The organism is Promicromonospora sp. NPDC060271, from assembly GCF_042726755.1.
Taxonomy (GTDB): Bacteria; Actinomycetota; Actinomycetes; order Actinomycetales; family Cellulomonadaceae; genus Promicromonospora.
On record NZ_JBHXBG010000023.1, the window covers coordinates 1 to 13,098 of the forward strand.

Annotated in this window: 11 protein-coding genes; 2 read left to right on the top strand and 9 right to left on the bottom strand. The window is 70.5% G+C overall.

What is annotated here, in order from left to right; genetic code table 11:
- Window positions 1–105: 105 nt before the first annotated feature.
- The 9 genes from ACFWE2_RS05985 to ACFWE2_RS06025 form a co-directional block, all read right to left on the bottom strand.
- Window positions 106–1,623: an MDR family MFS transporter gene (locus tag ACFWE2_RS05985; RefSeq protein WP_377223296.1), complete on the bottom strand. Its 1,518-nt coding sequence runs from the start codon at window positions 1,621–1,623 to the stop codon at window positions 106–108.
- A 188-nt stretch (window positions 1,624–1,811) separates the two neighbouring features.
- Complete coding sequence (locus tag ACFWE2_RS05990) at window positions 1,812–3,113, bottom strand: M23 family metallopeptidase (RefSeq protein ID WP_377223297.1); 1,302 nt, start codon at window positions 3,111–3,113, stop codon at window positions 1,812–1,814.
- Window positions 3,110–3,736, bottom strand: coding sequence for a hypothetical protein (locus ACFWE2_RS05995; RefSeq protein ID WP_377223298.1), 627 nt, complete (start codon window positions 3,734–3,736; stop codon window positions 3,110–3,112). Before ACFWE2_RS05995 ends, ACFWE2_RS05990 begins: the two co-directional genes overlap by 4 nt.
- The gene (locus ACFWE2_RS06000; RefSeq protein ID WP_377223299.1) at window positions 3,736–5,730 is read right to left on the bottom strand and encodes a hypothetical protein; all 1,995 of its coding nucleotides are present in this window, start codon (window positions 5,728–5,730) and stop codon (window positions 3,736–3,738) included. Before ACFWE2_RS06000 ends, ACFWE2_RS05995 begins: the two co-directional genes overlap by 1 nt.
- Entirely contained in the window at window positions 5,727–8,258 is a 2,532-nt protein-coding gene (locus ACFWE2_RS06005) for an ATP-binding protein (RefSeq protein ID WP_377223300.1), read from the bottom strand. The genes ACFWE2_RS06000 and ACFWE2_RS06005 overlap by 4 nt, the downstream gene beginning before the upstream one ends.
- A gap of 6 nt (window positions 8,259–8,264) precedes the next feature.
- Entirely contained in the window at window positions 8,265–8,924 is a 660-nt protein-coding gene (locus ACFWE2_RS06010; RefSeq protein WP_377223301.1) for a hypothetical protein, read from the bottom strand.
- A gap of 117 nt (window positions 8,925–9,041) precedes the next feature.
- Window positions 9,042–9,326: a hypothetical protein gene (locus ACFWE2_RS06015; protein ID WP_377141671.1), complete on the bottom strand. Its 285-nt coding sequence runs from the start codon at window positions 9,324–9,326 to the stop codon at window positions 9,042–9,044.
- 12 nt (window positions 9,327–9,338) lie between these two features.
- Window positions 9,339–10,487, bottom strand: coding sequence for a hypothetical protein (locus tag ACFWE2_RS06020; RefSeq protein WP_377223302.1), 1,149 nt, complete (start codon window positions 10,485–10,487; stop codon window positions 9,339–9,341).
- Window positions 10,484–10,813, bottom strand: a complete 330-nt coding sequence (locus ACFWE2_RS06025) for a hypothetical protein (protein WP_377223303.1) — start codon at window positions 10,811–10,813, stop codon at window positions 10,484–10,486. The genes ACFWE2_RS06020 and ACFWE2_RS06025 overlap by 4 nt, the downstream gene beginning before the upstream one ends.
- Before the next feature lie 202 nt (window positions 10,814–11,015).
- Between ACFWE2_RS06025 and ACFWE2_RS06030 the strand changes: the two genes are divergently transcribed.
- Window positions 11,016–11,909 carry a hypothetical protein gene (locus ACFWE2_RS06030; RefSeq protein ID WP_377223304.1) on the top strand — a complete coding sequence of 298 codons (894 nt, stop codon included), beginning with the start codon at window positions 11,016–11,018 and terminating at the stop codon, window positions 11,907–11,909.
- A 483-nt stretch (window positions 11,910–12,392) separates the two neighbouring features.
- The gene (locus ACFWE2_RS06035) at window positions 12,393–13,097 is read left to right on the top strand and encodes a hypothetical protein (RefSeq protein ID WP_377223305.1); all 705 of its coding nucleotides are present in this window, start codon (window positions 12,393–12,395) and stop codon (window positions 13,095–13,097) included.
- The last annotated feature ends 1 nt before the right edge of the window (window position 13,098 follow it).

Sequence of the window (13,098 nt, forward strand, 5' to 3'; positions counted from 1 at the left end):
GCTTTGAGATCGGTCAATCAACCGACCGATCTCAAAGCAACGGACCGAAGTCGCGTGAGCCGCTCACCAACGGACCGAAGTCGCGTGAGCCATCAACGTACGAGCTCAGTGCCCGCCCTGGAACTCGCCGTTCGACTCCGGGCGCTTGACCATCAGGGCAAGGCCGACCGCGACGACCAGCACGCTCGCGCCCACGATGAACGCGAGGCTGGCTCCGCCGGTCAGGGCCTCGGCAGTCCCCGCACCGGCGTCGGCCAGCGACGTGGAGCGGATGGTGAGCAGTGCGACGAAGAGTGCGGTGCCGGCGGCGCCCGCCACCTGCTGCACCGTGTTGATCGTCGCGGAGCCGTGCGAGAACAGGTGCGGCTGGAGCTCACCCATGGCCGCGCTGAACAGCGGAGTGAACGTGCAGCTCAGACCGAGCATCAGCAGGAGCTGCGAGACAACGATCAGGTACCAGGGCATGGCCGGGTTGATGAATGACAGCATGCCCGTACCGATGACCACCGCGATCAGGCCAGGGACCATGACCGGCCGAGGTCCGTACTTGTCATACAGACGCCCGACGACGGGACCGGACAGGCCCATCGCCAGCCCGCCGGGCAGGATGACCAGGCCGGACTGGGTGGGCGTGTAGCCGAGGGCGTCCTGCAGCACCAGCGGGAGCATGACCATGGTGCCCAGCATCGCCAGCATCGCGATCGCCATGATCCCGATCGACAGCGAGAAGTTCCTGGAGCGGAAGGTGCGCAGGTCGAGCAGAGCGGAGTCGGTGCGCTGCCGGGCGAGCTGGCGCCACACGAACACCCCGAGGACCAGCACGCCGACACCAAGCGGCAGCCACGGGTTGACCGCTGTCTCGCCGCGTGCGGACTCGCCGAGCTCGGACAGGCCCCACACCACGCCACCGAACGCGACGAGCGCGAGGAGCAGGGAGAGCGGGTCGAGCCGGTGGTGTTCCTTCTCGGACACGTCCTTGATCCAGAGCAGCCCCGCGACGAGTGCCGCGATGGCGATGGGCAGGACGACAGCGAAGACGTACCGCCAGCCCAGGGCGTCGGCGATGATCCCGGACACGGTCGGACCCATGGCCGGGGCCAGTGCGATGACCAGGGTGATGTTGCCCATGATCCGGCCGCGCAGGTGCGGTGGCACGATCGTCATGATCGTCGTCATGAGCAGCGGCATCATGATCGCGGTTCCGGTCGCCTGCACCACGCGCCCCGTGACGAGGATGCCGAATGACGTGGACACCAGCGCGATCAGCGTTCCCGCGCTGAACAGCGCCATCGCGAGCAGGTACGCCCACCGCGTGCCCAGCCGGTTGATGAGGAAGCCCGTCGCCGGGATGACAACCGCCATGGTGAGCAGGAACGCAGTCGTCAGCCACTGGCCGACGGTCGCGGTGATACCGAGGTCCTCCATGACGAGCGGCAGGGCCACGCCCATGGTGGTCTCGTTCAGGATCACGGTGAACGCGCTCGCCATGAGCAGTGCGATGACCCTGATGTGGCCTGGAGCCAGCTTGTCGGCGGGCGCTGGTGCGACCTCCTCGCCCGGGGCGGGCGCGGTGGCAGGTGGTTCGTTCAGGTGGTCGGACGTGTTGATGATGTCGGTACTCATAGGCTTGCCCTCTCGGTACGGTGCGCGCGGGCCGAGATCGAGAGCGACATTGCACGCGACCTACGTCTAAACGACGCCGGAACATCGTCGGGTATTCCCTTCGATGATTGCGACCTCTTTTCTACCGACGTCTGCGGACAGCAGAAATCATCGGTCCGGCCGTGGCTGTCTGATCGACCGCCGAGACGTCAGCCTCCGGCCGCGTCCGCGGGCTCCCCGGAGTCCGTCGTGTCGCGGGGAGACACCGACTCCGTGACCGGTGCGGCGACACCCAGCGTCACGCCCTGCGCGGCCATGAACGGCTCGGGGTCCACCGCCTGGCCGTTGACCCGCACCTCGTAGTGGAGGTGACAGCCGGACGAGGTGCCCGCACCCGCCGGGTCGATGCGCGAGTCGCCACCCATCGACGCGATCTGCTGCCCGGCCTGCACCGTCTCGCCGACCCGCACCAGGTTGGTACCGGTGAGCAGGTGACCGTAGGTCGAGTCGAGGCCGAGGCCGTGCTCGATGCGGATCGTGTTGCCGGTGCCCCAGCCGGTCGCCCCGGAGATCACCACGCGTCCCGCCGCGGCCGCGTACACCTGCGTACCGCAGGACGCCGCGATGTCCTGGCCCAGGTGATAGGTCGACGCACCGGCGATGCCCGTGCTGCGCGGCCCGAACCCCGACGCCTTGGAGCCGACTGCCGGGTTGGCCCAGCCGCCGGCGCCTACCGCGGCGTGCCCGATCGAGCCGGACATGCAGGGCGCACCGGCCGCCGCACCCTGGATGGACCGGGAGAGCGCCTCGAGGTCCTGCTCGTCCGCCCCGCTGACGAGCTGGATCACCTGGAGCGCCTGGTCCCAGTACTTCTGGTAGTGGTACGGGTCGGCGTTGCGCTGGGCCTTGTGCGCGGCGAGCGTCGGCTCCAGCGTCTCCCAGCCGGTGACCGCCAGCAGGCGGTCGTAGAACCGGCCCGACGACTGCACGGGGTCGAGGCGCTCCTCGACGGTCCCGTACCACTTCTGCTCCTGGAACATGCCGATCGACGACGTGAGCGTCCCGTCGGGGTTGCGCACCCCGAACCGGTCGTCGCCGTAGTTCAGGTTGCGCATGCCGGACTCGCCGAGCGCCGTCATCACCGCGATGGCCTGGGCGCGGGCCGGCACCCCGCGTTCCTGGCCCACCTGCAGGATCACCGTCGCGTTCTGCAGCTGCTCACCCGTGAAGCCCCCGGCCGACGTCGCCTGACCGCCCGCGGGGACGACCGAGGCCGACATGCTGCAGCCGTTCTGCGACTGGTTCTCGCTCACCGCGCCGCCCACGAGCACGACCATCGCGATCACCGCCGCAGGCACCGCCATGACGGCGGCGACCAGCACGGCCAGCACCAGCACCGCGCGCCTGGTCGGGTCGTCCTTCTTCCTGCCTCTGCCGGGCCGGCCGCCTCCGGACCGGACCGCCTGTGCCACCGCACGCGTCGCGATCCCGGTGGCGGCCTGCCCGTTCACGATCCCTCCGGCGGCCTGATCTGCTCGGCGAGCCAGGGGGCCGCGCCGTCGGCTCGGGTCAGGAGCACCGTGTAGGGACCGATGTCCGTCGGTACCGCGACCTCGGCGAGCAGCGTCGACGTCTCGTCGGTGACCTCCGGGTCGCCGGTCACCTCGGTGACCGGCACGAGCCGCGGGTCCACGTCCTGGTAGACGGGTCGGGCCTGCGGAGTGAGGAGCGGCTTCAGGTCCGCCCACCAGGCGTCGGCGGCCTGGTCGGTCGCCGCGAACGCGGTGATCGTCGCGACCGCAGCCTCGCGCGCCGCCGTCCGGACGGTCTCGTCCCAGATCGCCTCGACCGGCTCGCTGGGTGCCGTCTCGTCGAACTCCGGTTCGGCGGTCACCTCGACGGCAGGCTCGCCGGCACCCGGCTCGCCCTCGACCTCCTCGGTGGCGGACGTGTCGCCCGTGTCGTTCTCGGAGGAACCCTCGGGATCGGCGAAGTCGTCCTGCCCCCTTGGCGTGACGACACCGCCACTCTCCTGCGCGGTCGGGTCGACGAAGCCGCCTTCGCGCGGCCAGCCGATCCAGGTCCCGATCGCGAGAGCGACCACGATGATCACCCCGATGACTACACGTCTCATCAGCGGCCCAGCCCTCGCATCTGACGGCGGCCGGGGTTGTGGACGATCGCCGACGGCTGCGGCCCGCCGGCCTGCGGCGCCCCAGCCTGACGTGCCGCGTTGAACGACTGGGCCAGCCGGGCAGCGCTCTTCGACCGCTCACCCTTCTTGCCCAGACCTCGCGCGGCGCCGAGCGCCTGCTTGGCCTGCCGGGCCCTCTGCACCATGCTGAGCGCCTTGGAGGCGCCGACGGCTGCGCCGGACGTGCCACCGCTCGCGACCATCGCCCCTGCCTGCAGCGCCACCGACGTCCCCGTGCGGCGTGCGCTGCCCAGCCGGTCGCTGAGGCGCTCGCCGGCCGTCGGCGGCAGGTGCGGGCTGGGCTCGTTCGACGGCTTCTCGCCGGCGTTCGTCCCGTCGGGCAACGGTTCGGTGCCGGCACGGCCGCCGTCGGGTGATCCGTCCTGGACGGTGCGTGCGGCAGAGGTCCAGGCGTTGCCGCTGCCGTCCCCGTCGGCCGGGGTGCCGTCGGGCCCCACCGGCTGTCCGGCAGCGCCGACGGGGATCGGGACCGTGCGGTTGTCGTCGCCCGGCGCGCCGTTCGACGTCCCCCCGCCACCGCCCGCCGAGCTGCCGACCGGTCCGCCGCCAGGAGTTCCGTCCATGGTGGACGGGCCGGCGGCCTGGACGCCGTCGCCGTCGATCTGGACGCCGTCGCCGTTCGGCTTGACCGGGGCGGGCCCGATGCCGACGCCCGCCCACTCCTTCGCCTTGTTGTAGCGGTCGCGCCACTTCGCGGTGCCGTCCCACGGCATCGCGGCGGGCTCGCCCACCTGGGAGGGGACGCCGGCCGCCGCGAGCTTGTCGGCGAGGCCCCGCAGGGCCTGCCGAACGCTGGCGCCCATGAGCACGTAGAAGACGGCGCCCGCGATGACCAGCGTGTTGAACAGGTACAGCCGTACCAGGAACGGCAGGCCGCTCGTGGCGTCGTAGAAGCCGAGCAGCATCCTCATCCACGCGACCAGGAACATCGTGGCCATGGCCACCAGGACAGCGCCGAAGGCCACGCTCGCGAACGTGCGGAAGAGCTGGGCCCGCGTGCCGCTGGAGATGACGCCGACGGGGAGCTGCCACAGCAGCTTGATCGCCGACCAGCCCAGCAGCAGCACCGCGAAGATGGTGCCGCCGACGATCACCACGGAAAGCAGCAGGAACACGAAGCCGGTGGTGAGCAGGCTGAGGGTCGAGACGACGGTGCCGGCGTCGACGGTGGACGCCGCCTCCTGGTAGGCCTCGTCACAGCCACCGATCGCCTCGACCGCGTTCTCCCGGCCGACGTTCTCGGTGTACGTGTCCTCGCAGCCCGTGCCGTCGATGACCGTGCCGTAGTTGATGATCTGGTGCGGCGCGCGAAGCAGGGTGTCCACGAGCTGACCCTTGAGACCCTCGCGGATCACCACGGAGTCGCGCTCGAACGAGGCACCCTCCGTCGCGAAACCGGTGGCTATGTCCATGCCGGCGTTCCGCGCCTGCATGATCACGCCCTGCTCACCGCCGATGGTCGCCATCGGGTTGGCGAGGAACCCCGTGGCGAGGGCGGCGATCAGGCAGCCGATCAGCAGCTCCATGAACCCGCCCGCGTACCGGCCCTTGAGCAGCCAGAAGCCCACGACGAACGCCAGGATGATCAGCATCAGGTTGAGCAGGCCGATCTGCGCGATCATGCCCTGGATGATGATGCTCAGCCCCGCGAGCGGCGCCAGGATGTAGCCGAGCCAGTCCATGCCGAGCACCCAGTCGAGCACCCAGATCTGCACGGCGACCATGTCCCGGTACCAGACCCAGAACATGCCGGCGAGGGTCGAGAAGATCTCGGAGTCGACGTTCAGCGGGTTCCACGGCGAGCCCGTGTCCCACTGGAGCATGAACCGGTCGATGTTCACGCCCTGGGTGTCCTCCAGGTCCAGCCCACCGCCTGGATCGGCCGCTGCCGCGAGCGGCGCCAGCCGGATCATGACCCGATCACCGCGCCCGTGGAGCTCGTCGGTGTGGTCTTGACGGTCTGTGCGCGTGACTCCACCAGTGGCGCCATGACCTTGGCCCGGCCGTACCGGGCCTGGAAGTCGCGGATGAGGCATTCGCCCCGCCGCTCCTCCGTCACGCCGACGGCGGCGTCGGTCACCGGGGCGGTGCCCTCCGTGATGAGCTTGACCAGTCCTTCGTCCACCGGGGCGCCGACGGGCAACCCGTGGAGCCAGCGCAGGCCGCGCCGGGCGAGGTTGGCGTCCCGGTGGCGCAGCAGCACGCGGAACGGGATCAGACCGCGGACCACCTCGTTGCCGAAGTCCTCCTCCGCGTCGTGGCTGCCGAGCAGGAGGGCGGCCTTGTGCTTGCGGCCGTCCCGGATGAACATGCCGATCTCCTCGGCCGCCTCGGGGGAGGACATCGTCTTGGACGCCTCGTCGGCGGCGAAGATGTCGAGCCGGGAGCGGTCGGCGAAGCAGCGGTACCTGGCCAGGGCGGCGATCAGCGCGAACGTGGCCCTGCCGAACACCTTCTCGGCCTTGAGCTCGGCGAACAGGTGACCGTGCTCCATGTCGGCCTTCGAGGGGAGCTGCATCTTGTGGGTGTGCAGCACGATCGCCGGCGAGGTGAGGTCGAGCGGCGGCAGCGCGTCGTCGAAGAGGGCGCGGCCGAAGTCGAGCTCGGAGAAGATCCGCATCTCGTCGGCGAGCATACGGGCGCCCGGGTACTCGCAGTCGTTCTCGAGGTGCCGGGCGAGCGAGCCGAGCGAGGTGATCTTGTGCCGCCACATGTACTCGGTCTGGAGGACCTTGGACAGCAGCACGTTCTGCTCGGACTTGGTCTGCACCGACAGCAGCACCGTGATGAAGGCACGGGCCACACGGGGTGCCTGGGCGGGTGGCAGGATCCGGAGCGGGTCCATGGAGACCGTCGCGTCCTCGGAGATCTCGACCACCTGGGAGCCAGGGATCTCCGAGACGGCGACACCCCACTCGCCCATCTCGGTGTGGTCCACGGCCATGAGCGTCGCACCCATGTCGACGTTGTCCATGGCCACCGTCTTCATGCTCACCGACTTGCCGGCGCCCAGCTCGCCGACGAATCCCATCGCCAGCGCGACGTCGAGCTTGTCGGTCGCGCCCGCCAGGTTCACGAAGACCGGGTTGGGCCGTGCGGCCCCGTTCGAGATCTCGAGCGCGAACAGTGCGCCGGAGGTGTCCCCGAGCTCCGTCGTGGCGAACGGGACCGCCGCCGAGAACGCCCGTGCGGTGGTGATCTGCGAGTACTCCCGTACCGCCCGCGGCGTCGGCATGCCGGGCAGGGTGGCGTCGAACAGCGTCGGCTGGATCGTGGGGTCGGTGCGCAGCGAGAACTGCATGGCCGCGAAGTACTTGGTCAGGTCGCGGGCGTCGTCGAGCGCCTGCTCCGGGGTGTGGCCGGAGACCGTGAACATGGTGGTCGCGTCGACCTCTACCTCGAGCTCGTCCGCGTCCATCACCGCCTGGTACTCGCCGAGCGCGCGTGCGGTCGTGTCGAGGGAGGACCCGGCGCGTTCCTCCTCGGAGCGCTGGTCGAACTGGTCGTTCAGGGTGCGCACCGCGCGCCGGTTGCGGTTGGTCACCTCGTCGCGGGACCGCACGGTCATGCGGATCGCCCAGTCGCAGGGCACTCCCGACTCGTCCACGCGCCCAATCCACTCGCAGCCCGGGTACACGATCCCGCCCGACGGCGTGTCGCTCACCACGAGCGTCGTCTGGTACGAGGCGAGCTCCGGGTTGGTCGGGTCGATGACCTTGACGTAGGGCCGCTTCAGGATCTGCAGCGGGCCCAGCTTCTTCTCGGAGTCGGTCTGCCCGGCGGGGTCGACGAGTGCGGAGGGCAGGACCGAGGGGCCGGAAAGGTGCATCTCGGCGTCGAGGGACCCGTCGACGGGCACAGCGGTGTCCAGCCCCAGGCCACGCTGCATCGCGTGGCCGAACATCCAGGCCATCTCGGCGACGGTCGCCGGCCGGGGGTCGAACGCGGACGGCATCTCCTTGCGCAGCGCTTCCGCCTGCGCAGCTCGTTCGCCCACCGCGTGCCTGCCGGGCACGGAGCGCGGCATCATCAGCGTGTCCTGGAGCGTGGTCCAGCTCGCGTGCAGCGGTTCCAGTAACGCCTTCGCGCCTGGGTTGGCCAGGGGTGCGGCGATCCAGTGGACGCGCCGTCCGATCGGGATCTGCTCGAGGAAGTCGAGGGTGGCCTCGCACTCGGCGGCCCACGCCTCGCGCTCGGTCAGGTCGACGCCCTCGATCATGGAGAGCACCACCGACGCCGGGTCGGTGGCGGCGGTCAGGCCGAGGTGCAGTGACTCACCACGCAGCGCGCGATAGAGCGCCGTGTGGTGCCGTCGCGCGGCGTGCTTCTTGTCGTCGGGCTGAAACGCGTACGGCACGGGTGACACGCGCCAGACCGCCCACACGGTCCCGGTGCGGGTCCACATGAGGCCGTCGGTCAGGGCCGAGATGTGGCTCAGCATGGGGGCTCAGTCCTCTCGCGGGGTGGTGGGGGCCGTGCGGTCGGTGTCCTGCGGTCTGCCGGCGAGCAGCTGCCCGACGCCGGTGAGGTCGGTGTTCTTGCGCCCGGCGGCCGCCGCGGCCGCTGCCGCTGCCCAAGGCCCTGGCCCGGTCAGCTCGGGCAGGAGCTCGGTCGAGATCGGCCGGGCCACGGCTGGGGGCTGTGGCTCGACTGCTCCGGCCCGCACACCGGCCGCCGGCCGGAGCTGTCCGGCCGCCATCTCGGCACGGGACGTGGCGCCGGTCTGCCGGGGCAGCACGACCATCACCCGGTGGGTGATCAGCCGCGGCTTGGGCAGGGCTACCTGCCCTCCTGACAAGCGCCCCGGGCTGGTGGTCAGGTTCATCGCGTCCATGACGAACGCGACGGGGTTGCGTCCGCTGCTCGGGAGCTTGCCCGTCGCCCAGACGACACCCACGACCACTCCGACGGCGACCACTATGTTCATCAAGCCGCCCAGCCGCGCCCACAACGGGGCGGTCTGCCACAGCGCGAACGCCACCACGGCGCCCGCCCCCACCTGGGTGATCGTGTACGGGCCGCCCCAGATGCGCCCGCCGCTGGGTAGCTTCCCCACCAGCATGGGGATGCGTCGGGCCTTCGTGTAGAACTTCGCGGTCTCGGTCACCGGACACCCTCCTCACCAAAAGCCGGGCGCGCGAACGCGCCCACCTGACCAACCCTGTGTCGTGCCCTCAGCATCCTGCCCATACGCGTGGCCCCGTCGGCCCCAGCCCAGCGACCGTCAGAGAACCGTCTGCGTGTTCACGATCGCCGGAGCGGAGTCGAACTCGTCCCTCGCGAGGTCGGAGGTCACGTTGATGCCTCCGTTCACCAGCCACAGGACGATGCCGCCGACGATCGCGGACATCAGGATCGCGGCGATCGACATCTTGGTCTTCACCGCCGTGATGACGACCATGAGGATGACGACCACGAAGGTCACCGATTCGATAGCACTCTTGACCTCCTCGGACTTGACGGTGATGAGGTCGAGGAAACCGCCGGCCATAACAATCTCGTTGATCATGGTTCTCTCCTTCTAGTTCCCGGCGGTGCCGGAGTCGATCGTGCCGGATGGCGTCGTGTTGATACGGACGGCCGGCTCGAGGCCGGCCACCTCCCAGCGGCCGTCCCGCGCGACGAGCGTGAGGACGTACTGGGCGGTGGTCTTGTTGCCGTCGAGCCGCGTGAGCTCGGCGGTGATCAGGGCGTGCGTCCCGTCGTTGTCGGCGGGGTCGTCCGTGACCTCGTGCGTGCCCTTGATACCCGACACGGTCACCGCGGTGTAGGGGGCGGGTGTGATCGCGGAGATCGACGTGCCGGGGCGGAGATAACGGGTGATCTCGCCGTCGCCGGCGATCATGGCCGCGAGGAACCCGGTGGCCGACTGGCCCGCGGCGGACGTCGGGGAGATGGTCTCCGGGTAGTCGAGGTCCGGCGGCTCGGCGGCCGCGGCAGGCCCCGGTACGGGTGCGGGCAGCGCGAGAGCCGTCACCGCCAGGTTGGCGCCCGACCACTCGGTGTCCGTGCGATCGACGAGGACCGGCACCTGGAAGTAGCGGCGCACCCACACGAGCGGCACCTCGGTCTTCTCGCCGGCCTCGGCTCCGTCGCCCGCGGGCGGGGGTGTGGAACCGGGCGCCGGCTCCGCGACGTCGACGCCGACGGTCACGGACCACACGTCGTCGTCCGCCGGCTCGATCTGTGCCACCGACGAGTCGCGGATGGTCAGGCCCGTCTGGGGAAGAGAGCCGACCGGGGCGTTCGTCAGGGAGGCAAGGAGCTGCTGGTCGTTGCTGTCGGCCCGCAGCCAGGTCTCCACGAGCTCGATCGCACGCTCGTTCGCGGCGGCCTCCTCGGCGGTGCTGGCCGTACCGGCAGCCGTGGACACAGGTGCGGGCTGGGGGCGCAGCAGGGTCCAGGCCAGAGCCGCGGGCCCGGCCAGGAGCGCGAGCGCGAGCACAGCGCCCCAGGCCTTGGTCACGAGGGCCGGCCCGTTGGACCACTCGACGACCTGGGGAGGGGGGCTCCCGCCGTCGTCTCCGCCGCCCGACGACGGGGGAGTCGCGGGCTGGTCGGACCCTCCGGCCCAGGGTGAGCCGGTGCTGGAAGCACCGTCTGCCGGGGCAGGAAGCTCGGCCGGCTTGGCCGCCTTCTTGCCGCGCCGGCGCACGAGGACCGAGCTCATCGCGTCCGCACCTCGTTCTGCAGGTCCGCCCGGATGCGCGCGCGAGCCTCGCGGGCGCTGCGTACTCGAGGGCTGTCGAGCGCCTCGGTCAGGCGGACGGTCGTGTCTTCCTCGCCGAGGGGGTCCTCGGAGAGGGATGCGATGAGGTCGCGCACCAGGGGTGCCACCTCACCGCGGGCTGCGTGCACCTCAGCGGTGTCACGGAGCAGCGACCACGTGTGGTCGAAGTCCGCTGCATCGGGATCCGCACTGCGGACGCCCGCACTGCCGAGGTCGGTGCTGCCGAGTCCGGCGCCGGGCGCCTGGTCGAGCTCGTCCTTGCTCATCTCGCCTCTCCCGTTTCTCCGTCTCCAATACGTCTCTTGCGTCTGCTCAGCACAAATGGCAGGTCGACAGTTCGTGTGACATCGGTGATGCCCGGGTTTTGGCCGACTGTGACGCAGGTCACACACGGTCGGACAGGGCGGGCAACAGTGGCGGGCAACACCCCCCGGATGGACTCGGGGCTGATCGGAGGGGGGAACCGCCATGCCCGCACGTACACCTGCACCAGCCGGGACGCTGATGCGCGAGCTCGACCACGACTGGGCCGACCTGGTGCGTACGCGGTCGTTCGCGTTGGAGATCGCGCGTCTCGTCGGACGTTTCCCGCAGCTCGCCGGACTGCGTACGGGTGGAACCGTGCAGCTCGCCCCCGACGACGCCGACAGGGTGCTGTACGCGCTCATCGTCGAGCACGCGGGCGGCAGCTTCGCCGCCGGCCGTGCGGTGCTGCAGTGCATGCTCCCCGCGGTCCGCACCATCGTGCGCCGGTCCCGCCGCCACTACCCGGACGTGCAGGACCTCGAGCAGGAGGCCGCCGCCGCCATGTGGGACGCGATCACCCACTACGACCTCGAGCGCAGCAGCCGGGTCGCGATGCGGCTGCAGGGGCACACCCTCACGCGCGTCGTCGGTGACCGGGCGCCGCACGCACAGGGCGGGCGAGCGAGCCGCGGTCCCCGGGTGGCGGAGATCCCTACCGACACGACCACGCTGACCGTGCTCGAGCGGCCGGCGATGCCCGAGCCCGAGCCGGACGTCGTCTACTCGCTCGCGAGCATGTCGCTGGGTGCCACCGGCGAGGTCCTCGACGTCATCGCGTGGGGCCTCGACAAGAGCGTCCTGACGCGGGACGAGTCAGCACTTCTGGCGCGGCTGTACGCGCCGGACCCAGATCTCCCGGAGTACGCCGAGCTCGGCTCGGGTCGCGGGAACTATCAGCGGCGGGTGGCCCAGGAGCTGGGCATCTCGCACGCAGCCTTGCGCCAGCGGGCGAGTCGCGCAGTGCGACGGCTGGCGGAAGCCGTTCAGTCCGGTGGTCTGTCTGGGGGGCAGCCGGGCGAACGGGACGGTGAGGGACGACGACGGCCGACGGGCTGAGCACTGGGGGGTGCGTGAAGCCCCTGAGGTTGTCGGAAGTTCATGTCATCGCGAGAGGGCCCCACCGCCAGCGGGGCCCTCTCGGTTTTTCGGAAAGTTCACCCTGGCCCGTTTTGGCGCATGCCAGGTGGTGGGGGACCCTCTTCTCATGGCCGGACCTGCCGAGTCAACACCACGGTCGTGGTATCGACCCGTAAGCGGCAGATCGTTTCAAGGTCACTCAATATTCAAGCCATCTCCACAACTTTGAAGTCTCCTTGACCTAGCGGTCACCTGGAACGCTGATTAGCGTTCAACCTGCCGGGTCCGCCCGTGTAGTTGAGGATTACCTGCGGTGACACTCACGTGACACCCGCGGGAGGCCCTCGACCAGCAGGGGCAGGGAGCACGGTGGAGACAGGCGCACGGATGGGAACCTCGATGGGTCCCGCACCGGGGGAACCCGAGGCGGACTCCGCCGACGGGCTCGGAGGAGACGGCACGGTGAGCAGTAGCACGAAGGTCGCGAACCAGGACCAGCACGCCCGGTCCGCGACAAGACCTCAGCGACCCGCACCCCCGGGGCCGCTCAAACCGACGCGCGCCCGTCGCCGTCCGGCACTCATCGCGCTCGGGCTCGCGCTCGTGGCGGTGAGCGTGCTCGGGTCGGTGTACCTGGCTACCTCCCTCGGGCAGACCTACCAGGTCCTGGCGGTCACGAGCGACATACCGCGCGGCGCCCCGATCACGCCAGGGGACCTCGGGGTCGCCGAGCTGCCCGAAGGGTCGGGGTCGACCCTGCTCAAGCCGGTCCGCGCCGACCAGCTCGACGAGATGACGACCGGCACGGTAGCGACGGCCGATCTCAAGGCCGGCCAGCTCCTGACGGCCGACAGCGTCGCGACCGAGCTCCAGCCACCGGCCGGGCAGTCCATCGTGGGCATCGCACTCGCCCCGAACCAGATGCCCACCCAGCCTCTGAAGGCCGGCGACAGCGTGCGCGTGGTCGAGACGCCCGCGACCGGTGGCGAGCCGCCCGCCCGGGCACCGTTCGCGATCGCGGCCACCGTCATCTCGACGAACCAGACCACCGTCGGTGAGCAGAGGGTCGTCGACGTGCAGGTCACGTCCTCCAACGCGGCGGCCCTCGCCGCCCGCGCCGCGACCGGACGTGTGGCCATCGTGATCGACGCCGTCGGGGCCGGGTGAT

Coding starts and splice junctions, on each gene's coding strand:
- ACFWE2_RS05985 (WP_377223296.1), bottom strand. CDS start 1,623: ATGAGTACCGACATCATCAACACGTCCGACCACCTGAACGAACCACCT.
- ACFWE2_RS05995 (WP_377223298.1), bottom strand. CDS start 3,736: ATGAGACGTGTAGTCATCGGGGTGATCATCGTGGTCGCTCTCGCGATC.
- ACFWE2_RS06000 (WP_377223299.1), bottom strand. CDS start 5,730: ATGATCCGGCTGGCGCCGCTCGCGGCAGCGGCCGATCCAGGCGGTGGG.
- ACFWE2_RS06005 (WP_377223300.1), bottom strand. CDS start 8,258: ATGCTGAGCCACATCTCGGCCCTGACCGACGGCCTCATGTGGACCCGC.
- ACFWE2_RS06015 (WP_377141671.1), bottom strand. CDS start 9,326: ATGATCAACGAGATTGTTATGGCCGGCGGTTTCCTCGACCTCATCACC.
- ACFWE2_RS06020 (WP_377223302.1), bottom strand. CDS start 10,487: ATGAGCTCGGTCCTCGTGCGCCGGCGCGGCAAGAAGGCGGCCAAGCCG.
- ACFWE2_RS06025 (WP_377223303.1), bottom strand. CDS start 10,813: ATGAGCAAGGACGAGCTCGACCAGGCGCCCGGCGCCGGACTCGGCAGC.
- ACFWE2_RS06030 (WP_377223304.1), top strand. CDS start 11,016: ATGCCCGCACGTACACCTGCACCAGCCGGGACGCTGATGCGCGAGCTC.